Source organism: Leifsonia sp. 10N434 (assembly GCF_056394405.1).
Map to the genome: position 1 here is coordinate 212,417 of NZ_JBFTHV010000002.1, position 23,108 is coordinate 235,524.

25 protein-coding genes are annotated in these 23,108 nt (G+C 68.7%); 14 read left to right on the forward strand and 11 right to left on the reverse strand.

All coding sequences use genetic code 11. The annotated features are described in order from the left end of the window. Positions 1-3 precede the first annotated feature (3 nt). Entirely contained in the window at positions 4-333 is a 330-nt protein-coding gene (locus AC1DB1_RS06630) for a metal-sulfur cluster assembly factor (protein ID WP_055893974.1), read from the forward strand. Positions 334-460: 127 nt separating this feature from the next. Beyond that, the gene (locus AC1DB1_RS06635) at positions 461-2,059 is read left to right on the forward strand and encodes an ABC-F family ATP-binding cassette domain-containing protein (RefSeq protein WP_271178945.1); all 1,599 of its coding nucleotides are present in this window, start codon (positions 461-463) and stop codon (positions 2,057-2,059) included. A gap of 66 nt (positions 2,060-2,125) precedes the next feature. Here the strand turns inward: AC1DB1_RS06635 and AC1DB1_RS06640 are convergent, their stop codons facing one another. Genes AC1DB1_RS06640 through AC1DB1_RS06650 form a run of 3 tightly spaced genes read right to left on the reverse strand, consistent with a single transcriptional unit; the run spans position 2,126 to position 3,509 of the window. Continuing rightward, positions 2,126-2,977, reverse strand: a complete 852-nt coding sequence (locus AC1DB1_RS06640; protein ID WP_477200210.1) for an SURF1 family cytochrome oxidase biogenesis protein — start codon at positions 2,975-2,977, stop codon at positions 2,126-2,128. Then, entirely contained in the window at positions 2,974-3,198 is a 225-nt protein-coding gene (locus AC1DB1_RS06645; RefSeq protein WP_271178721.1) for a hypothetical protein, read from the reverse strand. Before AC1DB1_RS06645 ends, AC1DB1_RS06640 begins: the two co-directional genes overlap by 4 nt. Beyond that, the gene (locus AC1DB1_RS06650) at positions 3,195-3,509 is read right to left on the reverse strand and encodes a DUF3099 domain-containing protein (RefSeq protein ID WP_477200211.1); all 315 of its coding nucleotides are present in this window, start codon (positions 3,507-3,509) and stop codon (positions 3,195-3,197) included. The genes AC1DB1_RS06645 and AC1DB1_RS06650 overlap by 4 nt, the downstream gene beginning before the upstream one ends. A 61-nt stretch (positions 3,510-3,570) precedes the next feature. On the opposite strand from AC1DB1_RS06650, the gene fabG reads away from it, so the two are divergent. Continuing rightward, positions 3,571-4,281: a 3-oxoacyl-ACP reductase FabG gene (gene fabG / locus AC1DB1_RS06655; RefSeq protein ID WP_477200212.1), complete on the forward strand. Its 711-nt coding sequence runs from the start codon at positions 3,571-3,573 to the stop codon at positions 4,279-4,281. 4 nt (positions 4,282-4,285) lie between these two features. On the opposite strand, the gene serB is transcribed toward fabG, so the two are convergent. Beyond that, on the reverse strand, positions 4,286-4,954 hold the full coding sequence (serB, locus tag AC1DB1_RS06660; RefSeq protein WP_477200213.1) for a phosphoserine phosphatase SerB: 669 nt from the start codon (positions 4,952-4,954) through the stop codon (positions 4,286-4,288). Then, positions 4,951-6,192, reverse strand: a complete 1,242-nt coding sequence (locus AC1DB1_RS06665; protein ID WP_271178717.1) for a glucose-1-phosphate adenylyltransferase — start codon at positions 6,190-6,192, stop codon at positions 4,951-4,953. Before AC1DB1_RS06665 ends, serB begins: the two co-directional genes overlap by 4 nt. 46 nt (positions 6,193-6,238) lie before the next feature. Between AC1DB1_RS06665 and glgA the strand changes: the two genes are divergently transcribed. The 4 genes from glgA to AC1DB1_RS06685 all read left to right on the forward strand — a co-directional run bounded on the left by glgA (position 6,239) and on the right by AC1DB1_RS06685 (position 9,301). Further along, positions 6,239-7,423 carry a glycogen synthase gene (glgA, locus tag AC1DB1_RS06670; protein ID WP_477200214.1) on the forward strand — a complete coding sequence of 395 codons (1,185 nt, stop codon included), beginning with the start codon at positions 6,239-6,241 and terminating at the stop codon, positions 7,421-7,423. Positions 7,424-7,445: 22 nt separating this feature from the next. After that, positions 7,446-8,243 carry an ABC transporter ATP-binding protein gene (locus tag AC1DB1_RS06675; RefSeq protein WP_271178715.1) on the forward strand — a complete coding sequence of 266 codons (798 nt, stop codon included), beginning with the start codon at positions 7,446-7,448 and terminating at the stop codon, positions 8,241-8,243. A gap of 132 nt (positions 8,244-8,375) precedes the next feature. Beyond that, entirely contained in the window at positions 8,376-8,627 is a 252-nt protein-coding gene (locus AC1DB1_RS06680; RefSeq protein WP_115696813.1) for a type B 50S ribosomal protein L31, read from the forward strand. A gap of 266 nt (positions 8,628-8,893) precedes the next feature. Beyond that, a complete protein-coding gene (locus tag AC1DB1_RS06685) occupies positions 8,894-9,301 on the forward strand; it encodes a hypothetical protein (RefSeq protein ID WP_477200215.1) in 408 nt (135 codons plus the stop codon). A 162-nt stretch (positions 9,302-9,463) separates the two neighbouring features. On the opposite strand, the gene AC1DB1_RS06690 is transcribed toward AC1DB1_RS06685, so the two are convergent. From AC1DB1_RS06690 to treS, 3 genes are read right to left on the reverse strand one after another with little or no spacing between them, the layout of a single operon-like run. Beyond that, the gene (locus AC1DB1_RS06690) at positions 9,464-9,850 is read right to left on the reverse strand and encodes a DUF4190 domain-containing protein (RefSeq protein WP_271178713.1); all 387 of its coding nucleotides are present in this window, start codon (positions 9,848-9,850) and stop codon (positions 9,464-9,466) included. A 41-nt stretch (positions 9,851-9,891) separates the two neighbouring features. Continuing rightward, positions 9,892-10,578, reverse strand: coding sequence for an exonuclease domain-containing protein (locus AC1DB1_RS06695; protein WP_271178712.1), 687 nt, complete (start codon positions 10,576-10,578; stop codon positions 9,892-9,894). 52 nt (positions 10,579-10,630) lie between these two features. Next, on the reverse strand, positions 10,631-12,340 hold the full coding sequence (gene treS, locus AC1DB1_RS06700) for a maltose alpha-D-glucosyltransferase (protein WP_271178711.1): 1,710 nt from the start codon (positions 12,338-12,340) through the stop codon (positions 10,631-10,633). 135 nt (positions 12,341-12,475) lie between these two features. Here treS and AC1DB1_RS06705 point away from each other — a divergent pair, with 135 nt between their 5' ends. Both AC1DB1_RS06705 and AC1DB1_RS06710 read left to right on the forward strand, forming a co-directional pair. After that, positions 12,476-13,387: an alpha/beta fold hydrolase gene (locus tag AC1DB1_RS06705; protein WP_271178710.1), complete on the forward strand. Its 912-nt coding sequence runs from the start codon at positions 12,476-12,478 to the stop codon at positions 13,385-13,387. After that, entirely contained in the window at positions 13,384-14,475 is a 1,092-nt protein-coding gene (locus AC1DB1_RS06710) for a glycosyltransferase family 4 protein (RefSeq protein WP_477200216.1), read from the forward strand. Before AC1DB1_RS06705 ends, AC1DB1_RS06710 begins: the two co-directional genes overlap by 4 nt. An 18-nt stretch (positions 14,476-14,493) precedes the next feature. On the opposite strand, the gene AC1DB1_RS06715 is transcribed toward AC1DB1_RS06710, so the two are convergent. Then, entirely contained in the window at positions 14,494-15,093 is a 600-nt protein-coding gene (locus tag AC1DB1_RS06715; protein WP_271178708.1) for a histidine phosphatase family protein, read from the reverse strand. A gap of 31 nt (positions 15,094-15,124) precedes the next feature. Beyond that, a complete protein-coding gene (locus AC1DB1_RS06720; RefSeq protein ID WP_271178707.1) occupies positions 15,125-15,970 on the reverse strand; it encodes a Sir2 family NAD-dependent protein deacetylase in 846 nt (281 codons plus the stop codon). Positions 15,971-16,079: 109 nt separating this feature from the next. On the opposite strand from AC1DB1_RS06720, the gene AC1DB1_RS06725 reads away from it, so the two are divergent. Both AC1DB1_RS06725 and AC1DB1_RS06730 read left to right on the forward strand, forming a co-directional pair. Then, positions 16,080-16,904, forward strand: coding sequence for a TrmH family RNA methyltransferase (locus AC1DB1_RS06725; protein ID WP_477200217.1), 825 nt, complete (start codon positions 16,080-16,082; stop codon positions 16,902-16,904). Between the two features lie 19 nt (positions 16,905-16,923). Further along, positions 16,924-18,168: a D-alanyl-D-alanine carboxypeptidase family protein gene (locus tag AC1DB1_RS06730; RefSeq protein WP_477200218.1), complete on the forward strand. Its 1,245-nt coding sequence runs from the start codon at positions 16,924-16,926 to the stop codon at positions 18,166-18,168. A gap of 49 nt (positions 18,169-18,217) precedes the next feature. Here AC1DB1_RS06730 and AC1DB1_RS06735 read toward each other — a convergent pair whose 3' ends face one another. Next, positions 18,218-19,009 carry an SGNH/GDSL hydrolase family protein gene (locus AC1DB1_RS06735; RefSeq protein WP_477200219.1) on the reverse strand — a complete coding sequence of 264 codons (792 nt, stop codon included), beginning with the start codon at positions 19,007-19,009 and terminating at the stop codon, positions 18,218-18,220. A gap of 115 nt (positions 19,010-19,124) precedes the next feature. Here AC1DB1_RS06735 and AC1DB1_RS06740 point away from each other — a divergent pair, with 115 nt between their 5' ends. From AC1DB1_RS06740 to AC1DB1_RS06750, 3 genes are all read left to right on the forward strand, one after another. Next, positions 19,125-20,948: a DEAD/DEAH box helicase gene (locus AC1DB1_RS06740; RefSeq protein ID WP_477200220.1), complete on the forward strand. Its 1,824-nt coding sequence runs from the start codon at positions 19,125-19,127 to the stop codon at positions 20,946-20,948. A 578-nt stretch (positions 20,949-21,526) separates the two neighbouring features. Continuing rightward, a complete protein-coding gene (locus AC1DB1_RS06745) occupies positions 21,527-22,267 on the forward strand; it encodes a VIT1/CCC1 transporter family protein (protein WP_477200221.1) in 741 nt (246 codons plus the stop codon). A gap of 34 nt (positions 22,268-22,301) precedes the next feature. Continuing rightward, positions 22,302-23,099 carry an AMP nucleosidase gene (locus tag AC1DB1_RS06750; RefSeq protein ID WP_477200222.1) on the forward strand — a complete coding sequence of 266 codons (798 nt, stop codon included), beginning with the start codon at positions 22,302-22,304 and terminating at the stop codon, positions 23,097-23,099. Positions 23,100-23,108: the final 9 nt, after the last annotated feature.

Sequence of the window (23,108 nt, forward strand, 5' to 3'; positions counted from 1 at the left end):
CGCATGCCCGCCACACTGAGCCCGGCGCTCTTCGATCAGGTCGAAGAGGCGCTGAAGAACGTGATGGACCCCGAACTCGGGATCAACGTGGTCGACCTGGGCCTGATCTACGACCTGGCCTGGGACGACGAGAACAACGCGCTCATCATCTCGATGACGCTCACCTCGGCGGGCTGCCCGCTCACCGACGTGCTGGAGGAGCAGACCGCCGAGTCGCTCGACGGCATCGTGGAGGCGTTCCGCATCAATTGGGTGTGGATGCCGCCGTGGGGCCCGGAGCGCATCACGGACGACGGGCGCGACATGATGCGCGCGCTCGGCTTCGCGATCTAGGCGCTGCGACAGATCCGACTGATCCGACCATGACGACGTGGGCCCCGGCTGCTGCCGGGGCCTCACGCGTGTAATGCCCGCAATATACTGTTAGCTTCCCCCCGACGAACGAAAGTGGATGACGCCTGTGCTCAACGTGCAGAACCTTGAGCTCAGAGTCGGAGCCCGCCTCCTGATGGAGAACGTGAGCTTCCGCGTCGCCGCCGGCGACAAGATCGGGCTCGTCGGCCGCAACGGCGCCGGCAAGACCACCCTCACCAAGGTGCTCGCCGGCGACCTCCTGCCCAACGGCGGCAAGGTCGAGCGCAGCGACAACCTCGGCTATCTGCCGCAGGACCCGCGCTCCGGCAACCTCGACGACCTCGCCCGCACGCGCATCCTGGATGCTCGCGGCCTCGGGTCGATCGTGCTCGGGATGCAGCAGGCCACGCTCGACATGGCCAGCACCGAGTCCGCCGTCTCCGAAGCCGCCATGAAGACGTACGGGCGACTCGAAGAGCGCTTCCACATGCTCGGCGGCTACGCAGCCGAGGCGGAGGCCGCGTCGATCGCCAGCAACCTCAATCTGCCCGACCGCATCCTCGACCAGCCGCTGAAGACGCTCTCCGGCGGTCAGCGCCGACGCATCGAGCTGGCGCGCATCCTGTTCTCGGATGCCCAGACGATGATCCTCGACGAGCCGACAAACCACCTCGACGCGGACTCCGTCGTGTGGCTGCGCGAGTTCCTCAAGAGCTACAGCGGCGGCTTCATCGTGATCTCGCACGATGTCGAACTGGTCGGCGAGACCGTCAACCGCGTGTTCTACCTCGACGCGAACCGTCAGCAGATCGACATCTACAACATGGGCTGGCGCCACTATCAGCAGCAGCGAGCGGCCGACGAGGAGCGACGCAAGAAGGAGCGCGTCAACGCCGAGAAGAAGGCCGGCGCTCTGCAGCTGCAGGCCGCGAAGTTCGGTGCGAAGGCGTCGAAGGCCGCCGCTGCGCACCAGATGGTGGCGCGCGCCGAGAAGCTGCTCTCCGGCCTCGAGGACGTGCGTGCTGTCGACCGCGTCGCCAAGCTGCGGTTCCCGACTCCCGCTCCGTGCGGCCGCACGCCGCTGCAGGCCAAGGACCTGTCGAAGAGCTACGGCTCGCTCGAGATCTTCACCGCCGTCGACCTCGCGATCGACCGCGGCTCCAAGGTGGTCGTGCTCGGCCTGAACGGCGCGGGCAAGACGACCCTGCTGCGGATGCTCGCGGGCGTCGACAAGCCGGACACAGGTGCCATCGAGCCCGGCCACGGTCTGCGGATCGGCTACTACGCACAGGAGCACGAGACCATCGACGTCGATCGTTCCGTGCTCGAGAACATGGTCTCGTCGTCCCCGAACCTTACGGAGACCGAGGCGCGCCGCGTACTCGGATCGTTCCTGTTCACGGGCGACGACTCGCACAAGCCGGCCGGCGTGCTGTCCGGTGGCGAGAAGACGCGCCTCGCCCTGGCGATGATCGTGGTGTCCGGCGCCAACGTGCTGCTGCTCGACGAGCCGACCAACAACCTCGACCCGGCGAGCCGCGAAGAGATCCTGGATGCGCTCGCCCACTACGAGGGCGCTGTCGTTCTGGTCAGCCACGACGAGGGCGCCGTCGAGGCGCTCAATCCGGAGCGGGTGCTCATCATGCCGGAGGGTCAGGAAGACCACTGGAACAAGGACTACCTCGACCTGATCTCGCTGGCCTGATCTCGCCGGCCTGATCGGCCCGGCCTCGCCGGCCTGATCGGCCCGGCCTCGCCGGCCTGATCGGGCTCAGCGGGCGGCGTCGAGCAGGTCGTCCTCCACGTCGGCGTCGGTGCGCTTCAGCGCCCGTTTGCGCTCGCGTTCGGCGGCGCGCACGCGCTCCTCCGGGTCGTCCTCATTGCGTTTGCGGTACTCGGTGCGTAGCGCGTAGCCGAGACCGAAGAAGCCGATCAGCGCGAAGATGATCCACTGGATCATGTACGACCAGTGCAGGCCTTCGTCTTGCGTCGGGGGATCGGTGACGGTCGGCGTCGGTGCCGTCGCCGGGCTCGGCTTCTGCGAGTCGAGCAGCCCGTACGCGCCCGTGTACACATCGGCGCCGCCGAGCTTCTGCTTGACGACCGAGAGCTGGATCGTGCCGACCTGATCGCCGGAGGCGGTGCGCCCCGGGATGCCGGGCTCGCTGGGCTTGAGGCGCGCGACGACCGAGACGGCCCCCGCCGGGGCAGGAGGCACCGAATCGGGCTTGTCGTCGGAGTTGCCGGTGGGCAGCCAGCCGCGGTCGATGATGAAGAGCGCCCCGCTGGCGGTGCGCAGCGGTGTCAGCACCTCGAATCCGGGGCCGCCGTTGAACGGCCGGTTGCGCACCAGGAGCTCCTGATCGCGCACGTACGTGCCGGTGACGCTGACCCGCTTCCACTGCTGGTCGGCGCTGAAGGCGTCGAGGCTGGTGAGTTCGTCGGTGAGCGGGACGGGACGGGAGTCGAAGTTCGCGGAGATCAGCGCGTTGGCCGCGGCGGCCTCCTTGCTGCGGGCGAGCTGCCAGGCCGACAGGCAGCCGCAGGCGATGGCGAAGACGATGGCGAACGCCAGATACCCGAGCCAGCGCCGCGAGAAGGCGAAGCCCCAGCTGGCCTTCACGCGGTGGTCCGCTCGTCGTCGATGGCGACGACCGCCACCGGGAAGTCACGGGCGGCGAGGAACTCGCGCAGGAAGTCGACGTGCTCGTCGCAGGCGAGCCACACCTTGACGCGGTCGGCGGTGTGGATCTTCGGATTGCGCCACTCGATGCGCGACGTTGCGGTCTCCGAGCATCCCGCCCGGGAGCAGGTCAATCGCTCCGGCTCTCCGAACCCGATCACGCGTCGTGGCCTTTCGTGTCGTCGCGGCCTCCCGCCGGCGGCGGAGGCGTCATGGGAAGGATATTGCCTGGACGCTGAACGTCCTCTTTACGCGGGTCGCTCGCGACGTTCGCGACGACCACGGCGAAGTACGGAAGGAACACCGCACCGATGGCCGGGATGATCCACCAGAGACCCGGGCAGAACGGGATGGCGATGATGCAGAGCACACGAACGCCCATGGCGACCGAATACTTGATCATCCGGTGTCGTCGCTCGTCGTCGGGGGAGAGCGGAAGATTCGTTATCGACTGCTGCTGCTGATGCTTCATGTCCGTTGGGTCAAGCCTACGTCCATAAACTGGTACCCGTTCCGTTTCGAGAGGATATTGAATGACCACCCAACGCACCGTGCTCGTCACCGGAGGAAACCGCGGGATCGGCTACGCGATCGCCGAGGAGTTCCTGGCCCAGGGTCACCGGGTGGCCGTCACCGCTCGCTCCGGCGAAGGTCCTGAGGGTTCTCTCACCGTACGCGCCGATGTCACCGACGTCGACGCGATCGACGCGGCGTTCACCGAGATCGAAGAGAAGCTCGGCCCGGTCGAAGTCGTGGTCGCGAACGCCGGCATCACCCGCGACACGCTGCTGATGCGGATGTCGGCCGAGGAGTTCGACACGGTCGTCGACACCAACCTCGGCGGATCGTTCCGCGTCGTCAAGCGTGCTTCGAAGGGCATGCTCAAGGCGCGGTTCGGCCGTATCGTGCTGATCTCGAGCGTCGTGGGGCTCTACGGCTCGGCCGGACAGGTGAACTATGCGGCGTCGAAGGCGGGACTCGTCGGCATGGCGCGGTCGATCACGCGCGAGCTCGGCGCCCGCGGCATCACGGCGAACGTCGTCGCACCCGGCTTCATCGAGACCGACATGACGGCGGCGCTGCCGGACACCCAGCAGGCCGAGTACAAGAAGAACATCCCGGCCGGGCGCTTCGCCACGGCCTCCGAGGTCGCGAAGGTCGTGGCGTGGGTGGCCGGCGACGATGCCGGCTACATCTCCGGCGCGGTCATCCCGGTCGACGGCGGCCTCGGCATGGGCCACTAGCCGGTCAGCCGCGCAGGCCGAGCAGCGGGAGGATCTGCGAGAGGTCCTGGCGATCGATAACGACGTCGGCCTCGGCCCGCACCCGCGGTTTGGCGTTGAAGGCGACGGCGAGTCCGGCGATCTCCATCATCCGGAGGTCGTTGGCGCCGTCGCCGATCGCCACGGTGCGCGCATGCGGGATGCCGGCGGCCTGCGCCCACTCGGTGAGCGCATCCGCCTTCGCCTGCGCGTCGACGACGTGGCCGACGGTCGCGCCGGTGAGTGCGCCGTCGACGACCTCGAGGCGATTCGCCCGCCAGTGGTCGAGGCCGAGACGCTTGGCCAGGGGATCGAGCGTCTCGTGGAAGCCGCCGGAGACGACGCCCACCAGACCCCCGGCGGCGTGCACGCCGGCGATCAGCTCGGGCACGCCGTCGGTGACCCGGATGCGCTCTCCGACGCGAGAGAAGACCTCGGCCGGCAGTCCGGCCAGGGTCTTCACCCGTTCACGCAGGCTCTGCGCGAAGTCGAGTTCGCCGCGCATGGCGCGCTCGGTGATCTCGGCGACCTCGGTGCGGGCTCCTGCCTCCTCGGCGAGGAGCTCGATCACCTCATCGTGGATCAGGGTCGAGTCGGCGTCGAGCACGACGAGGAAACGCGGGGATGTTCGGTTCGGGGGACTGCTGAGCGTCATGGAACGACGTGCACTCCCTTGCCGACGACGGTGAGACCGGAGTCGGTGACGGTGAAGCCGCGCGCGCGGTCCCGCTCGGGGTCGACGCCGATGCTGGCGCCCTCGGCGACGACCACGTCCTTGTCCAGGATGGCGCGGCCGACGAATGCGTTGGGCTCGATCACGGCCCGCTCGAACACGACGGAGTCGACCACCTTCGCGCCGGAGTCGACCTTCGCCCACGGGCCGAGCACGCTGCGCTCGAGGTGGGCGCCCGAGATCACGGAGCCGAGGGAGACGATCGAGTCGATGGTCGTGCCGAGCGCTCCGCGGCCGTCGCGCACGATCTTCGCGGGCGGCGAGTTGAGCACCTGGCTGAAGATCGGCCACTCGCGGTTGTAGAGGTTGAACACCGGCAGCGCAGAGATCAGGTCCTGATGCGCTTCGAAGAACGAGTCGATCGTTCCCACGTCGCGCCAGTAGTAGCGGTCCCGGTCGGTGGAGCCGGGCACGTCGTTGCGATTGAAGTCGTAGACGCCCGCCTCGCCGCGTGCGACGAAGTCCGGGATGATGTCGCCGCCCATGTCGTGGTTGGAGTCGGGGCGGTCACCGTCGCGGACCACGGCATCGATCAGGGCGTCGGCGTCGAAGACGTAGTTGCCCATCGAGGCGAGCACCTCGTCGGGGGAGTCGGGCAGGCCGATCGGATCCGACGGCTTCTCACGGAACGCGCCGATGCGATCCGGATGCGCCGGGTCGACCTCGATGACGCCGAACTGGTCGGCGAGGGAGATCGGCTGCCGGATGGCCGCGACCGTCGCCGGCGCGCCGGACGCGATGTGCGCGTCGATCATCTGGCCGAAGTCCATGCGGTACACGTGGTCGGCGCCGACCACGGCGACGATGTCGGGCTTCTCGTCGCGCAGCAGGTTGAGGCTCTGCAGGATCGCGTCGGCCGAGCCGCTGAACCAGCGCTTGCCGAGGCGCTGCTGCGCCGGAACCGACGCGATGTACGAGTTGAGCATCCCGTCGAGACGCCAGGTCTGCGAGACGTGACGGTCGAGGCTGTGCGACTTGTACTGGGTGAGCACGACGACCTGTCGCAGCTGCGAGTTGATCAGGTTCGAGAGGGCGAAATCGATGAGACGGTACTGCCCACCGAAGGGGACGGCCGGCTTCGCTCTGTCGGCGGTGAGGGGCATCAAGCGCTTCCCTTCGCCACCCGCGAGAACAATGCCGAAGATCTTCTTGCCTGCCATGCCACCACAGTAGAGGCAACCGAGGTGGTGTACTAGCGTTCACCTCATGCGCGTCGATCTTTTGACCAGGGAGTATCCGCCCAACATCTACGGCGGGGCCGGTGTTCACGTGGCCGAACTGGTCCGTGCGCTGCGCACGGACACCGACGTGATCGTCCGGGCCTTCGGAGACCCCGTTGACGAGCCCGACACATTCGGGTACGGCGTTCCCGAGGAGCTCGCCGGAGCCAACGGATCGATCAGCACACTCGGCGTGGACCTTCAGATGGCACAGGATGCTGGGGGCGCCGATCTGGTGCACTCGCACACCTGGTACGCCAACGCCGCAGGCCATCTCGCGAAGCTGCTGCACGGCATCCCGCATGTGGTGACGGCGCACAGCCTCGAGCCGTTGCGCCCGTGGAAGGCCGAGCAGCTCGGCGGCGGCTACCGTGTGTCGAGCTGGATCGAGAAGACGGCGTTCGAGGGCGCCGATCGCGTCATCGCGGTCAGCGAGGGGATGCGCCGCGACATCCTGCACGCGTATCCGGCTCTCGATCCCGAGAAGGTCACGGTCGTGTACAACGGCATCGATCTCGACCGCTGGAAGCCGCTCAAGGACGACGAGAGGGCACGCGCGCTGGGGATCGATCCCGAGCGCCCGGCCGTGGTCTTCGTGGGCAGGATCACCCGCCAGAAGGGTCTGCCCTATCTGCTCCGGGCGGCGCGGCTGCTGCCCAAGGAGGTGCAGGTCATCCTGTGCGCCGGGGCGCCGGACACCCCCGAGATCATGGCGGAGGTCACGCGCGGCGTGGAGGCGCTGCAGGCCGAGCGCGCCGGCGTCGTGTGGATCGACCGGCTGCTGTCGCAGGAGGAGCTGCGGGTGGCGCTGACGGCCTCGACGGTGTTCGTCTGCCCCTCCGTCTACGAGCCGCTCGGCATCGTGAACCTCGAGGCGATGGCGTGTGGTCTCCCGGTCGTCGGAACAGCGACGGGCGGCATCCCCGAGGTGATCGTCGACGGCGTCACGGGCCGGCTGGTGCCGATCCAGCAGGCGGACGACGGCACCGGCACGCCGACGAACCCGGATGCGTTCGTGGCCGAACTCGCGGCCGCCCTGATCGACGTGGTCAGTGATCCTGAGCGTGCCGCGCTGATGGGCGCCGCAGGGCGCCTCCGGGCGGAGACGGCGTTCAGCTGGACGTCCATCGGGGAGCAGACACGAGCGATCTACCGGTCACTCGTGAGCTGACGACGCCGCTAGGCTAGAGGTCATGGCCAGCGTTCTCAAGCTCGAAGATGTGTCCGTCGTCCGTGATGAGAATTCGATTCTCGACTCGGTTAACTGGACCGTCGAGCCGGACGAACGCTGGGTCGTCCTCGGCCCGAACGGTGCGGGCAAGACGACCCTCCTGCAGATCGCGGCGGCCGCCATGCACCCCACGTCCGGCGTGGCGACGGTGCTCGGAGAGCCCCTCGGCCACAGCGACCTCGCCGAGCTGCGTCCGCGGCTCGGCTTCGCGTCGAGCGCGCTCGCGCGCCGCATCCCGCGCAACGAGACGGTGCTCGACGTCGTCATGACGGCCGCATACGCGGTCACCGGCCGATGGAACGAGGAGTACGAGGAGATCGACGAGCGCCGCGCGCACCGCGTGCTCTCCGAGTGGAACCTCGACCACCTCGCCGAGCGCACGTTCGGCAACCTCAGCGACGGAGAGCAGAAGCGGGTGCAGATCGCGCGTGCGGTCATGACCGACCCCGAGATCCTGCTGCTCGACGAGCCGGCGGCCAGCCTCGACCTCGGCGGACGTGAAGAGCTGCTCCAGCTGCTCGGCGGGTACGCGAGCGACCCCCGCTCGCCGGCGATCATCATGGTCACGCACCACGTCGAGGAGATCCCGCTCGGGTTCGGCAATGCGCTGCTGCTGACCGACGGCCGCGTCGCGGCGCAGGGCACCGTGGCCGACGTCATCACGTCGGAGCGTCTGAGCGACACCTTCGGCCTGCAGATCGAGCTCACGGAGCAGGACGGTCGTTACTCGGCACGTGCCCGACAGGCCGCGGCGGAGTGAAGGCCGAAGCACGCCGCATCATCTGCTAAACTCGATAGCTGGCCGACGAGGTTGTTGACTCGCGCCACTAGCTTCCCGTCCCGGCAGAGCCCTGGACACGACCACACACAACTACGCAACAAGGAAGTCCTGATGAAGACTGGCATCCACCCCGACTACGCTCCCGTCGTTTTCCGCGACCTGGCCTCGGGTGCGACGTTCCTTACCCGCTCGACCGTGTCGAGCGACAAGACGATCGAGTGGGAAGACGGCAACACCTACCCGGTGATCGACGTCGAGATCTCCTCGGAGTCGCACCCGTTCTACACGGGCAAGCAGCGCATCCTCGACTCGGCCGGCCGCGTCGAGAAGTTCAACTCGCGCTACAAGAACTTCGGCAAGTAAGCTCACCGCTTCTTCCGTTCAACGGCCCTCGCCTTCCGGCGGGGGCCGTTCTGCGTGTGCGCTGCGGGCAGCGGGACGTGCCTCGGGGCGCAACTCCGGAAGTTCGGCGGCGATTCCGGCGGAAGTTCCGGAGTTATGCGGGAGCGACCCGCGTGTCGGATCAGAGTTCCGGAGTTAGATCGTTCTGCAGACGGATCCGGAGCCCGGAACGGCCGACCTAGACTGGCGCGGAGCAGTCGGGGAACGGTGTCGGGGGAGAGGCGGACATGCCGGATGAGGAGAGCGGTCCGTCGACCGCGGACGTGCTGTTCCCGTCGGAGCCGACCGGGTTCGAGCGGTGGAAGCCGATACTGGTGGCGCTCGCCCTCATCGGAGCGCATGTGCTGCTCGCGGTGCTGTTGCTGGTCGTCGTGCTGCAGGTCTCGTCCGCTGTCGGAGGTGGAGAGATCTCCGGCAAGGACGACTTGTACCGGCTGGGCTCGGACGCGCGCAGTGCCGCCGCCGGTGCGCTCATCCCGATTCCGATCGGCGCCACGGCGGCGTTCGCGGTCATCCTGAGTGCCCGCCGCCCTCGCGCATGGGTGCCGGTCGTCATGGCGATGGGCGCGAGCGTCGTGCTGTGTGCACTCTTCCTGGCAACGCTGCACGCGCCGACGCCGATTGTCGGTGGCTGACGGCGGCTGACGGCGGCTGATTGCGGTGGCCGACGCCGGCCGCAGCACAACTCCGGATGCTCGAACCGACGCCGCCCCGACGTTCCGGAGTTCAGCGGCAAGTGGCGGCGTGTCGGGTTCGAGTTCCGGAGTTGTGCCGGCGAACCGCCGCCGCGCAGCCGATCAGGTGGTGCTGTACTGGTAGCCGACGTTCGCAGCGATGGCGACGAAGATGATCGCGAAGATGATGCCGAGCACGATCTCGGCGAAGCCGATGATGATGGCGGCGATCGCGAAGCCACGACCCTGCTCGCCGCTCTTCTTGATCTGCGAGAGCGCGATGAAGCCGAGGATGATGCCGACGAGAGAGATGAAGAACGACAGGATGAAGCCGACGATCGCCATCGTGTTGTAGCCGCGCTGCGGAGCGCCGCCCTGGTACGTCTGCTCCCCGTACTGCGGCGCCGGCGGGTAGGCGGGCTGCTGTGCGTACTGCGGCTGCTGAGACTGCGGCTCCTGAGACGGGGGCTGCTGCTCAGGCTGTTGCGGAGGCTGCTCTGGTGTGCTCATGCGCCGACTCTAGTGCGGCGCACGGTGCCGGGGGAAGGACCCTAGCGGACGGGCCACGCGCCCGAGGTGGTGAACAACGGGTCGCGTTCGCGCCGCATGTAGGCCTGGAAGTCTTCCGCCTGCTGCTGACACCAATTGATCTGCAGTCGGTGGAGCTCCGCCGCCTCCAGGGCGAGCGCTTCGGTGTGCACCCGGGCGAGTGCCTGGGCGACACGACCGGCGGCGATGGCATCGGCCCCCGCGTCATGCGCGTCGGTCAGGTCGACGCCGTAGTGCAGGGCGGTGACCTCGAGCGTGCGCTTGCCGCGCCGGTACTTGTCGACCGCCTTGTCGATGACGAGCGGATCGATGATCGGGCCGGGCGCGACGAGCGGCGAGATGCCGTGGCGGTGTGCCTCGCGGTCGAGGAGCGTGAAATCGTACGGCGCGTTGTAGGCGACGACGGGCGTTCCCCGGTTGAACAGCTCACGGAGGGCGGCGACGATCTCGGCGACCGCCTGTGCTGCCGGCATCCCGAACTCGGCGGCGTGCGCCGTGCTGATGCCGTGCACGGCGGTCGCACCGGCCGGGATCTCGACGCCGGGGTCGACGAGCCAGTCGTGCCGTTCGACGACGCGCCCGGTGTCGTCGAGCAGTCCGACGTGCGCTGAGACGACCCTGGACGACTCGACGTCGATCCCCGTGGTCTCGAGATCGAAGACGCCCAGTTGATCGTGCCAGTTGCTCATGGCACCAGGGTAAGCGGGACCACCGTCACCGCCGTGGTGGCCGGTCGGCGCGTCAGTTGTGGCGCTGCTCGATGTGCAGCCAGTAGAAGCTCTGCGTGCCCAGCGTCAGCGTGAACCGGCCGTCTTCTGCGACGGTCGGGAACTCGGCTCCGCCGAACATGTCGTAGAGCGTGCTGCCGGCGAACTCGGACGCCTCCAGCGACACCGACACCGGATTGTGCGCGAACGAGAACACGCAGAGCACGTCCTCCGGCTGGTCGCCGAAGTGCGTGCCGCTTCCGGCATACGACCGCACGAATGCCAGCACCGACTCGTGGTTGGTCTGCAGCACCCGGATCTCGCCGAGCCCGAACACCGGATGCGCCTTGCGCACGTGGATCACGTTGCGGATCCAGTGCAGCAGGGAGCGCGACTGGGCGAGCTGGGCCTCGACGTTCACCTGGTTGTAGTGGAACACCAGCGACTGCACCACCGGCAGGAAGAGCTTGCCGGGGTCGGCCGTCGAGAATCCGGCGTTACGGTCGGGCGTCCACTGCATCGGCGTGCGGGAGCTGTCGCGGTCGGGCAGCCAGATGTTGTCGCCCATCCCGATCTCGTCTCCGTAATAGAGGAACGGGCTGCCGGGCAGGGAGAACAGCAGCGCGTGGGCGAGCTCGAGCTCGGCGCGCGAGTTGTCGAGCAGGGGAGCGAGGCGGCGGCGGATACCGATGTTTGCGCGCATCCGCGGGTCGTAGGCGTACCAGCCATACATCGCCTGGCGGTACTCCTCGCTGACCATCTCGAGGGTGAGCTCGTCGTGGTTGCGCAGGAAGACGCCCCAGCCCGCGCCATCCGGGATGTCGGTGGTCTCGGAGAGCACCCGGATGAGTTCCGCGGCCTGCTGCGACCGCAGGGCGTAGAAGATGCGCGGCATCACCGGGAAGTCGAAGGCCATGTGGCACTCCGGCTCGTCCTCGGTTCCGAAGAAGGCCGCGACTTCGCGCGGCCACTGGTTCGCCTCGGCGACCATCATGCGTCCGGGGTACTCGCGGTCGACCATCGAGCGCAGCTGCTTGATGAACTCGTGGGTCTTCGGCTCGCCCTCGCCGTTGCCCTCGTCGGACTCGTAGAGATACGGGATGGCGTCGAGCCGGAATCCGTCGACGCCGAGGTCGAGCCAGAACCGCACGATGTCGAACATCGCCTCGTGCACGGCCGGGTTCTCGAAGTTGAGGTCGGGCTGGTGGGAGAAGAAGCGGTGGAAGTAGAACTGGCGGCGGGCCTCGTCGAACGCCCAGTTGGAGTCCTCGGTGTCGACGAAGATGATCCGGATGTCCGGCCACTTCTCGTCGGTGTCCTCCCAGACGTAGAAATCGCCGTACGGGCCCTCGGGATCGGAGCGCGACTGCTGGAACCACTCGTGCTGGTCGGAGGTGTGGTTCATCGGAAGGTCGATGATGATGCGCATGTTGCGCTCGTGCGCCTTCGTGACGAGGTCTTTGAACTCGTCGATGGTGCCGAACTCCGGCAGGATCGCGCGGAAGTCCGACACGTCGTAGCCGCCGTCGCGAAGCGGCGACTGGAAGAATGGGGGGAGCCACAGCGCGTCGATGCCGAGCCACTGCAGGTAGTCCAGCTTGGAGGTGAGGCCGGCGATGTCACCGGAGCCGTCGCCGTTGCTGTCGACGAACGACCGCACCATCACCTCGTAGAACACGGACCGCCGATACCACTGGGGGTCGAGCGTCAGCCCGGGGAGCGTGATGGGCGCAGTGAAACTCACGGTTCTCCTTCTGGCGCGGCGGCCGACTGCAAGCGATTACAACCACACGAGTCTAGGTGCACGCGAGGGTGGCCTGTCCAGTCCCAGCGGCGTATTGCCGGGAGCGTCCAGCCCTGCTGCCTAGACTGGTCTGCGATGACCGTTTCCTCACCATACGCCGACGCGCTCGGACGCATACCCGTGCGCGCAGATCAGGCCTCGATCCTGGGCGGCGTCACGCGCTACTGGGACTACGGCGACCCGCACGCCACGACGACGATCGTGCTCGTGCACGGCTTCCGCGGTGACCACCACGGGCTCGAGCCGGTGGTCGCGAACCTGCGGGGCGTCCGGATCGTCTCGCCGGACCTACCCGGCTTCGGGGAGTCCGACCCGCTGCGCGAGACCGCGCACGACATCGACGGCTACGCCCGCTGGCTCCGCGAGTTCGTTGCCGCCCTCGGCATCCAGGGGCGCCTGGTCATCCTGGGGCACTCGTTCGGCTCGATCGTGGTGGCGGCGACGCTGGCCGACCACGCGGTGCCCAACGCGCTCGAGCCCGACGCGGTCATCCTGGTGAACCCGATCGGCCAGCCGGCGCTCGAAGGTCCGCGTGGGGTGTTCACGCGCCTCGCGATCTTCTACTACTGGCTCGCGGCGGTGCTGCCCGAGCGGCTCGGCTTCTGGCTGCTGCGCAACGGCGTCATCGTGCGTGTCATGAGCATGACAATGGCCAAGACCAGGAAGAAGGGGCTGCGGCGCTGGATCCACGACCAGCACGACCGCTACTTCAGCGCCTTCAGCGACCGCGGTGTCGTGCTGGAGGCGTTCCGCGCGTCGGTCTCGCACGATGTGAGCGAGTACGCGGCGCGCATCCCGGAGCGGACGCTGCTGATCGCCGCCGAGAAGGACGACATCACTCCGATCGCGGCCGAATACCACCTGCAGACCCTGTTCCCGGATGCCCGGCTCGTCGTGATCGACGGCGTCGGCCACCTCATCCACTACGAGACGCCCGGTGAGGCCGCGCAGGCGATCGACGCATTCCTGGCAGAGGACGTCCGGTGAAGATCGTCTTCGACTGCCGCTACACGCGGATCGGGAGGCACGACGGGATCAGCCGCTACACGGCCGGACTCGTCTCGGCGCTGGCGAAGCGTCACGCGGTCACGATGCTGATCAGCGACCACCGGCAGCTGGAGATGCTCCCCGACCTGCCCTGGGAGCTCGTGAGCTCGCCGACGAGTGCGGGGGAGCCGTGGGTGGCCCGTCAGGTCAACAGGCTTGCCCCGGATGTCGTCTTCACTCCGATGCAGACGATGGGAGGCTGGGGCCGCCGGTACCGCCTCGTGCTGACCGTGCACGACCTCATCTACTACCGCAACCGCACGCCTCCGCGCGACCTCCCCGCGCCCATCCGGCTGCTCTGGCGGCTGTACCACCTGGCCTGGTGGCCGCAGCGGATGCTGCTCAACCGGTCGGATGCGGTGGTCACCGTCTCGAAGACCACCAAGCAGCTCATCGCCGACCATCGCCTCACGCGCCGGCCGGTGCATGTCGTGACGAACGCGGCGGACATGCCGCCCATCGCCCCCGAGCGCGCGGCCCGCAGCCTGCCCGAGACGAAGAGCCTGGTCTACATGGGCTCCTTCATGCCGTACAAGAACGCGGAGACGCTCGTGAAGGCGGCGGCGCTGCTGCCTGACTACGAGCTGCACCTCATGAGCAGGGTGAGCGATGCGGAGCGGGAGCGCCTCGGCGCCATCGCACCGGATGCCCGGATCGTGTTCCACAACGGCGCGAGCGACGAGGAGTACGCGGAGACGCTCGCCTCGGCGACGGCGCTCGTGACGGCCTCGCTCGACGAGGGCTTCGGCATCCCGTTGGTGGAGTCGATGACGCTCGGGACGCCGGTGGTGGTGAGCGACATCCCGATCTTCCGCGAGATCGGGGGAGACGCCGCGCTCTACTTCGAGGCGACGAGCGCCGGAGACCTGGCGGCGCGCATCCGGCACCTGGAGGAATCCGGGGTCTGGGCGGCGCGGTCGGCGGCCGCGCGCACCGAGGCGGCCCGGTTCACCTGGGAGGCGTCGGCGGAGCACCTGCTGACGGTGCTCACGGCGGTCGTGGGGCGTGCCGACCGGCGCCGGAGGTAGCTGGCCCCGCCTTCGTCCTTAGAGGACCGAAGCGGTGTAGAGGTCGCGCTCTTCCGGCGTGAGGTTGAAGCGGTCGAGGGTGAGGGCGCCGTCGTCGTAGACGAACTCGTGCACCGAGCCGTTGGGGATGACCTCGTTCGGGCCCGGCCGTGCGTGGTCGGTGACGTGCCGCGCCAGGGATCCGATGACGCCGCCGTGGCTGACGACGATGATCGATTCCCCCGGGTGGCGTTCGCCGAGCTCGAGCAGCGCGGGCAGCGCCCGCTCGACGACGGCGTCCCGCGACTCGCGACCGGGGACGGGCGTGCCCTCCGGCCAGCGCGCGAGGATCTCAGAGCCGGTCAGCCCCTCCGCCTCGCCGTAGCGTCGCTCGGCCACGGCGGGCAACGGCAGGGGAGCATCCAGCCCGGTGTGCTCCGCGATGATCGCCGCCGTCTCGGATGCCCGCCCGAGCGGACTCGTGTAGATCGCGTCGTACGTGCCGCCGGCCAGGGCGCGACCCGTCGCCTCGGCCTGCGCCCGTCCCGTGGCGTTGAGCGGGATGTCGCTGGAGCCCTGGATGCGTTTGGCGAGGTTCCAGTCGGTCTGACCGTGGCGTACGAGGGAGATCCGGGTCACGCGCGTCCTTTCGTCGCAGGACGCGCGGCGGTCAGGCGAGGCGCCTGGCCAGTTCGACCAGAGTCTCCGTGGTCCCGGCGTCCAGCTTAACGGTCGCCCGGGTGTCGCCCTTGGTCACGCCCCTGTTGACGATGACGATGGGCAGGCGCTTGCGCCGTGCCTCTTCGAGCAGCCGGATGCCGGAGTTGACCACCAGGGACGAGCCGGCGATCACGAGCGCGTCCGACGAACGCACCAGGGCGCTCGCCTCGCGGTACTTCTCGGCGGGGATGAACTCGCCGAAGAAGACGACGTCGGGCTTGAGACGGCCGCCGCACACCGTGCAGGTCGGAACCACGAACGAGTCGATGTCGGTGACGATCGCGTCGCCGTCGGGCGCGATCTCCACGGCGCCCTCGGTGTCGAGCCACGGGTTGGCGTCGTCGATGCGCGCGGACACGCTCTCACGGGCGAACATCTGACCGCAGGTGAGGCAGAGCACGCGGTCCATGGCCCCGTGCAGGTCCACGACCTTTCGCGAGCCGGCCTGCTTGTGCAGCCCGTCGACGTTCTGGGTGATGACGCCGTTCGCAGCGCCGGAGAGCTCCAGGTCGGCGATCGCCCGGTGGCCCGCGTTCGGCGAGGCGGCGGCGAATCGCCGGTAGCCGAGATGGCTGCCGGCCCAGTACCGCTTGGCGTACTCCTCGTCGGCGAGGAACTGCTGGAAGGTCATCGGAGTGCGCTTGGGCGCGCCCTCGCCCCGATAATCCGGGATGCCCGAATCGGTGCTCACGCCCGCGCCGGTGAGCATCGCGAACCGCCGCCCCGACAGGATGTCGACAGCGCGGTCGAGATCGCTCGCCAGCTCGGGCGGGACCTCGGTCGTGAACGCAGCCATCGACACCTCCTGATACAGCCTGCCCTGAGTCTAAACACCGGAGTTTTCCGAATTGTTTCCGGCTACTGGCAATCTGGATGCTGCACCCGACCACGAAAGGCGGCCTCCTGTGCGCATCCACCGCATCACCGACCTCGGCGACGAGGGCCTCGCCGACTACTCACGGCTCACCGACGTCGCCCTGCGGCGCGTCAGCGAGCCGGCGGGCGGGCTCTACATCGCCGAGTCGTCGAAGGTGATCACGCGGGCACTGGCCGCGGGACATCGGCCGCGCTCGGTGCTGCTGCAGGAGCAATGGCTCCCCGACATCGAACCGCTGCTCAGCGCGTACCCGGACGTTCCCGTGTACGTCGGCGACAGCGGCGTGCTCGAGGAGCTGACCGGCTACCACCTGCACCGCGGCGCGCTCGCGGCGATGCACCGGCCCGAGCTTCCGCCGCTCGCCGACCTCCTCGCGGATGCCGGCCGCGTCGTCGTGCTCGAAGACATCGTCGATCACACCAATGTCGGGGCGATCTTCCGAGCGGTGGCCGGGCTCGGCGCCGATGCCGTGCTGGTCAGCCCGCGCTGCGCCGATCCGCTCTACCGGCGCAGCGTGCGCGTGAGCATGGGGACGGTGCTGCAGGTGCCGTGGACGCGCATCCCGGAGTGGAACGAAGCCACGCCCATCCTGCACGACGCGGGCTTCGAGATCGCGGCGCTCGCGCTCTCCGACGACGCGGTCGGACTGGACGAGTACGCCGCCGATCCACCGGAGCGGGTGGCGATGGTGCTCGGGTCGGAGGGCGACGGGTTGAGCAGGCGGGCCCTCGCCGCCGCAGACACGGTGGTGACCATCCCGATGCTGCACGGAGTCGACTCCCTCAACGTCGCCGCCGCGAGCGCCGTGGCACTCTGGGCGTTGCGGGCGCGTTCTCAGGGATCTGCTGACTAGCCCACCGTAGAATCTCCGGGTGCACGATCAGCCCCGCCGTTACACCCGACAACAGGTCTACCGTCGTCGTCGCATCGTCGTCTTCGGATTCCTCGGGATCGTGCTGGTCAGCATCCTGTACATCACGGGGTCGCTCTTCGCACCCATGCCGGCGACCGCGGCCGTCACCCAGCATCAGGCGAGCATCGCGCAGCCGGCCGCCGATCTGGTCTGGCCGACCTGGGGCTCGAGCGCGATCACCGCGCCGGACTATCCGGGGGCGACCAAGTTCCACGGATCATCGGCGAGCGTTCCGATCGCCAGCGTGACCAAGACGATCACCGCGCTCGTGATCCTGGACAAGAAGCCGATCGCGTCGGGTAAAGACGGCCCGACGATCTCCTTCACGCAGAAGGACGTCGACATCTGGAATCAGGTGATCGCTGAGGGCGGCTCGTGGGCCCCGGTGGTGGCCGGGACGAGGATGACCGAGCGGCAGGCGCTGGAAGCGATGCTGCTGCCGTCGGCCAACAACTACGCGATCTCCCTGGCGAACTGGGCGTACGGATCGACCGGCTCCTTCGTGTCAGCGGCCAACTCGTGGCTGAAGGCGAAGAAGTTCACGGGCACGCACCTGGACAGCCCCGACGGCCTGACTCCGGGCAGCGTCAGTACGACGAAGGACCTGATCGGCATCGGCAAGCTCGTGCTCGCCGACCCGGTGCTCTCGGCGATCGTGTCGCAGAAGAACGTCACCCTGCCGGGCGCAGGCAAGCAGGACAACACGAACACCCTGCTCGGTGTCGGCGGCATCGACGGCATCAAGACCGGCAACACCGACGAAGCCGGCAACTGCCTGCTGTTTTCGGCGAAGGTGACCGTCGGCCAGAGCACGGTGCGCGTCATCGGCGTCGTGCTGGGGGCTCCGACCCACAACGATCTCTGGGCGGGAGTGCAGAAGCTCTTGACCAGCATGAAGAACGGCTTCGCCGAGGTGGATGCGGCGCATGTCGGGCAGTCGTACGGCACGTACACGACGCCGTGGGGTGCGAAGACGACCCTGGTCTCGACGTCGACGAAGATGTTCCTGGTCTGGTCGGACACGCCGATCCAGGTGGCGCTGCAGACCCGCACGGTGCAGTCGGGCAAGGCTGGCGACGTCGTCGGCCAGGTGACCTTCACGCTGAACGGGAAGACGCAGACGGCTCAGCTGGCGCTGAAGGACGCGCTGCCGGATCCGGGGCTGTGGTGGCGCCTCGCGCATCCGGGCGGTCTCGGGGCCTGAGGGGCGCTTGCGGCCTGACGGGCGCTTGCGGCCTGACGGCCGCTTGCGGTCAGTCCTCCGTGTCGATCACGAACGGGCCGGCATCCGGACGCTTCGGCTTGACCAGGTCGCCCGATGACTGGTGCCGGATGCGCCGGATCACCCACGGGACGAGGTACTCGCGCGCCCACGAGAGGTCTTCCGAGCGGGCCCGACGCCAGGTGCGCTCCGGCAGCGGCTCGGGTTCGAGCGGCTGCAGGTCGTTCTCGACGTTGAGGGCGGAGAGCACCATGCGGGCCACGGTGTGGTGGCCGAGCGGGGCGAGGTGCAGGCGATCGGGGGCCCACATCCGCGCGTCCTGGATCTCGGTGAGCGACCACTGGTCGGCGACGATGCAGTCGTAGCGGGCGGCGATGGCACGCACGTTCTCGTTGTAGATCGCGACCTTGCCGCGGATGCCGCGGAACACGGGGGAGAAGCCGACATCCACGCCGGTGAAGACGACGATGGTCGCGCCCTCCGCGCTCAGCCGTTGCACGGCCTGGTCGAAGAGCGCGGCGATCTGGTCGGGGTCCGTGCCAGGGCGGATCACGTCGTTGCCGCCGGCTGAGATCGTGATCAAGTCGGGGCGATGCGCGACCGCCGGCTCGACCTGCTCGTCGAGGATCTGGCGGATCAGCTTGCCGCGCACGGCGAGGTTGGCGTAGGCGAAGTCGTCGGTCTGCCGGCTCAGGACCTCGGCGACGCGGTCGGCCCAGCCGCGGTGGCCACCGGGGCTCCGAGGCTCAGGATCGCCGATCCCTTCGGTGAACGAGTCGCCCAGAGCGACGTAGCGGGACCAGGGATGCTGTGCTTCGGCCATGCTTCCATTCTGCACTTCTCGCGATGCGCGGTCGTCGCGACCGGGCCGGGTTCGGCGCGCCCGGGCCGCACGACGGGTCGGCGGATGTCGGCGGCAGGCGGTAAATTCGATACACGTGGAAACGCCGACCTCACCCTCCGAACCCGATCGTCCGGGCGCGCACGCGGGTACCTTCGCGGCGGAACATCTCTCTCCCTCCTTCCCCGAGCGTGCGGCCTGGGGAACAGCGAACAAGCTTCGCGCGTGGCAGGCCGAGGCGCTCGACGTCTACTTCCAGAGCGAACCACGCGACTTCCTCGCGGCCGCGACGCCCGGCGCCGGCAAGACGACCTTTGCGCTGCGTCTCGCGACGGAGCTGTTGTCGCGCCGCATCATCGAGCGCGTCACCGTTGTGGCTCCAACCGAGCACCTCAAGCGGCAGTGGGCCGAGGCGGCGGAGCGCGTCGGGCTGCACCTCGACCCCGAGTTCAAGAACTCCGACGGCCGGTACGCGCGGCACTACAAGGGTGTCGCGGTCACGTACGCGCAGGTCGCGATGCGGCCGAGCCTGCACAAAGACATCACCGAGAGCTACCGCACGCTCGTCATCCTCGACGAGGTCCACCACGGCGGCGACGCGCTCAGCTGGGGCGACGGCATCCGTGACGCGTTCGAGCGGGCGACCCGCCGCCTCTCGCTGACGGGAACGCCGTTCCGTTCTGACACGGCGCCCATCCCGTTCGTGACGTACCTGCCCGACGAGCACGGCATCCGCACCTCGCTCACCGACTACAACTACGGCTACGGGCGCGCGCTCGAAGACGGTGTCGTCCGTCCGGTGATCTTCATGGTCTACGCGGGGCACATGCGCTGGCGCACCAAGACCGGCGACGAGATGGAGGCCCGTCTCGGCGAGGGCAACACCAAAGACATCACGTCGCAGGCGTGGCGCACCGCGCTCGATCCGCGCGGCGAATGGATCCCGGCGGTGCTCAACGCGGCCGACCGGCGCCTCACCGAGGTGCGCAACGCCATCCCGGATGCCGGCGGCCTGGTCATCGCGACCGACCACTACGCGGCGCGGGCCTACGCCGACCTGCTTCAGCAGATCTCGGGGGAGCCGGTCACGGTCGTGCTCTCCGACGAGAAGGAGGCGAGCGACCGGATCGCCGACTTCGCGGCCGGAACGTCGCGGTGGATGGTCGCGGTGCGCATGGTGTCCGAGGGCGTGGACGTGCCGCGGCTCGCCGTCGGGGTCTACGCGACCAGCGCTTCGACGCCGCTGTTCTTCGCGCAGGCAATCGGACGCTTCGTGCGTGCGCGTCGCCGCGGTGAGACGGCCTCGGTGTTCCTGCCGAATGTGCCCGCCTTGATGGCGCTGGCGAATGCGCTCGAACTCGAACGGGACCACGCGCTCGACCGCGCGTCGGAGGAGCTCGCCGAAGGCGACTTCTACAACCCCGAAGACGCGATGATGGCCGAGGCCAACCGCGACGACAAGGCGTCGGAGGCGCTGACCGAGCAGTTCGCGTTCGAGGCGCTCGGTTCCGAGGCGAACTTCGACCGTGTGCTGTACGACGGCAAGGAGTTCGGCAGCTACGCGGTGCCGGGAAGCGACGAGGAGCACGACTTCATCGGACTGCCGGGCATCCTGGAGCCGGACCAGGTGCACGAGCTGCTCACCCAGCGCCAGCAGCGGCAGGCGCGCCGCACGTCGTCGCGCCCGGCCACGGCGGAGGGGCACCCGCCGGCGCCGCTGTACCGCAACCTCAAGGAGCAGCGCTCACTGCTCAACAGCCTCGTCGGCCTCTACTCGAAGAACACGGGCGAGCCGCACGGCCTCATCCACGCGGAGCTGCGCCGCGTCTGCGGCGGGCCGGCGGTGGCGCAGGCGAGCGTGACGCAGCTGCAGTCGCGCATCGACTTCCTGCGCAAGCGCCTCGGCCGCCCGCTCGTCTGAGCGGCGGCGCGCGCGGGCGGCCCCCGCGAGCGGTGCCGAATGTCGCGCATTCGAGCGGAATGAGCGATGTTCGGCACCGTTCGCGAGTGCGTCACGGTGCCCGCGCAGGTCGATTCTCGCGAGAGGCGCACCGCGCCGGTGCGGTGCCGGTGCCGGCGCAGGCACGGTGGTCGAGTTGCGGCGAATGTGCGGTTGGAGGTGCGCGTGACCGCACATTCGGCGCAACTCGATGCCACGTGGTGGGCTCGCGTGAGTCTCCGTGGTGAGGCGTTCGCGCGAGAGGCGCGAAATGTCGCGCATTTCGCCCGAATGAGCGACTTTCGGCACCGTTCGCGAGCGCGTCATGGTGCCAGCGCAGGTCGCTTCGCGCGAGAGGTGCGAAATGTCGCGCACTCGGGCGAAATGGGCGACATTAGGCACCGTTCGCGGAGGCGGCCTGGCGCCGGCGCCGGGGCGCCGGTCGAGTTGCGGCGAATGTGCGGTTGGGGGTGTGCGGGACCGCACATTCGGCGCAAGTCGCTGGCGAGCGAGCGCGCAGTCGCCTGGCGCGCGCGGCGCGGACGTGCTGTGCTTGGCGTATGACTGACGGCGCGAGCGGGGCAGCGATCCCCGGGCAGCATCCCGAGGAGCCGCACCGTGAGGGGCTGGCCAAACGGCTGAACTGGCTGCGCGCCGGAGTGCTGGGGGCGAACGACGGCATCGTGTCGGTCGCCGCCGTCGCCGTTGGTGTCGCGAGCGCGACGCCGCAGCTCGCCCCGCTCATCACCGCCGGCCTCGCCGCGCTGGTCGGCGGTGCGATCTCGATGGCGCTCGGCGAGTACGTGTCCGTGAGCAGCCAGCGTGACAGCGAGCACGCGCTGATCGCGAAGGAGAGTCGCGAGCTGGCGGAGATGCCGGAGGCGGAGCTCGAGGAGCTCACGGGCCTCTACGAAGCGAGGGGCCTCAGCCGGACGACGGCGCGCCAGGTGGCGGTGGAACTGACCGAGCACGACGCGCTCTCCGCGCATCTGTCGGCCGAGCTCGGCATCGACCAGAACGACGTGGTCAGCCCGTGGCACGCCGCGCTGGCGTCGGCCGTCGCATTCACGATCGGAGGCATCCTCCCGCTCGTGCCCATCCTGCTGCTACCGGCGGCCATCCGGATCCCGGTCACGTTCGTCGCCGTGCTCGTGGCGCTGGCCGTCACCGGCTGGGTCGCCGCGTTCATCGGCGGGAGCCAACGGGGGAGGGCGACCCTCCGCGTCGTGATCGGGGGAGCACTCGCCCTCGCGGCGACCTTTGTGATCGGAGCGCTGCTGGGGACGACCGGCGTGGTCTGAGCGCGAGCCGGCGCGGACGGTGGATGGTGTGATCATGAAAGAGAAACAGGAGATCGTCTCCAACTGGCTGCCCCGGTACACCGGGACGCCGCTGGCCGACTTCGGCGAGCACATCCTGCTCACCAACTTCGGGGACTACGTCGAACGCTTCGCCAGTTGGAGCGGTGTCGAGGTGCGCGGATCCGACCGCGCGATGCCCAATGCGACCGCGGACGGCATCACGATGATCAACTTCGGGATGGGCAGCCCCAACGCCGCGACGGTCATGGACCTGCTGAGCGCGATCTCGCCCAAAGCGGCGCTGTTCCTCGGCAAGTGCGGCGGCGTCAAGAAGAAGAATGCGATCGGCGACCTGGTGCTGCCGATCGCCGCCATCCGGGGCGAGGGGACATCGAACGACTACCTGCCGCCCGAGGTGCCGGCGCTGCCGGCGTTCCAGCTGCAGCGCGGTGTCTCGACGACGATCCGCGATCTCGGCTTCGACTACTGGACGGGCACGGTCTATACGACCAACCGCCGTGTCTGGGAGCATGACGACGCGTTCAAGACCTACCTGCGGCGCACCCGGTGCATGGCCGTCGACATGGAGACCGCGACGATCTTCGCCGCCGGCTTCGCCAACCGGATCCCGTGCGGTGCCCTGCTCCTGGTGTCCGACCAGCCGATGGTGCCGGAAGGCGTGAAGACGGAGGCGAGCGACCGCAGCGTCACCGCGGAGTTCGTGGACCGGCACATTCGGATCGGGGTGGAGGCGCTGAAGCTCGTGCGCCGCAACGGCCGCAGCGTGCGCCACCTCCGCTTCGAGGACGAGGAGAAGTCGGGCAACGCCTAGCCGCGTTCG

Coding starts and splice junctions, on each gene's coding strand:
- AC1DB1_RS06665 (WP_271178717.1), bottom strand. CDS start 6,192: ATGGCAGGCAAGAAGATCTTCGGCATTGTTCTCGCGGGTGGCGAAGGG.
- AC1DB1_RS06750 (WP_477200222.1), top strand. CDS start 22,302: ATGAAAGAGAAACAGGAGATCGTCTCCAACTGGCTGCCCCGGTACACC.
- fabG (WP_477200212.1), top strand. CDS start 3,571: ATGACCACCCAACGCACCGTGCTCGTCACCGGAGGAAACCGCGGGATC.
- AC1DB1_RS06735 (WP_477200219.1), bottom strand. CDS start 19,009: ATGGCCGAAGCACAGCATCCCTGGTCCCGCTACGTCGCTCTGGGCGAC.
- AC1DB1_RS06705 (WP_271178710.1), top strand. CDS start 12,476: ATGACCGTTTCCTCACCATACGCCGACGCGCTCGGACGCATACCCGTG.
- AC1DB1_RS06675 (WP_271178715.1), top strand. CDS start 7,446: ATGGCCAGCGTTCTCAAGCTCGAAGATGTGTCCGTCGTCCGTGATGAG.
- AC1DB1_RS06695 (WP_271178712.1), bottom strand. CDS start 10,578: ATGAGCAACTGGCACGATCAACTGGGCGTCTTCGATCTCGAGACCACG.
- AC1DB1_RS06650 (WP_477200211.1), bottom strand. CDS start 3,509: ATGAAGCATCAGCAGCAGCAGTCGATAACGAATCTTCCGCTCTCCCCC.
- AC1DB1_RS06630 (WP_055893974.1), top strand. CDS start 4: ATGCCCGCCACACTGAGCCCGGCGCTCTTCGATCAGGTCGAAGAGGCG.
- AC1DB1_RS06680 (WP_115696813.1), top strand. CDS start 8,376: ATGAAGACTGGCATCCACCCCGACTACGCTCCCGTCGTTTTCCGCGAC.
- AC1DB1_RS06685 (WP_477200215.1), top strand. CDS start 8,894: ATGCCGGATGAGGAGAGCGGTCCGTCGACCGCGGACGTGCTGTTCCCG.
- glgA (WP_477200214.1), top strand. CDS start 6,239: ATGCGCGTCGATCTTTTGACCAGGGAGTATCCGCCCAACATCTACGGC.
- AC1DB1_RS06720 (WP_271178707.1), bottom strand. CDS start 15,970: ATGGCTGCGTTCACGACCGAGGTCCCGCCCGAGCTGGCGAGCGATCTC.
- serB (WP_477200213.1), bottom strand. CDS start 4,954: ATGACGCTCAGCAGTCCCCCGAACCGAACATCCCCGCGTTTCCTCGTC.
- AC1DB1_RS06690 (WP_271178713.1), bottom strand. CDS start 9,850: ATGAGCACACCAGAGCAGCCTCCGCAACAGCCTGAGCAGCAGCCCCCG.
- AC1DB1_RS06745 (WP_477200221.1), top strand. CDS start 21,527: ATGACTGACGGCGCGAGCGGGGCAGCGATCCCCGGGCAGCATCCCGAG.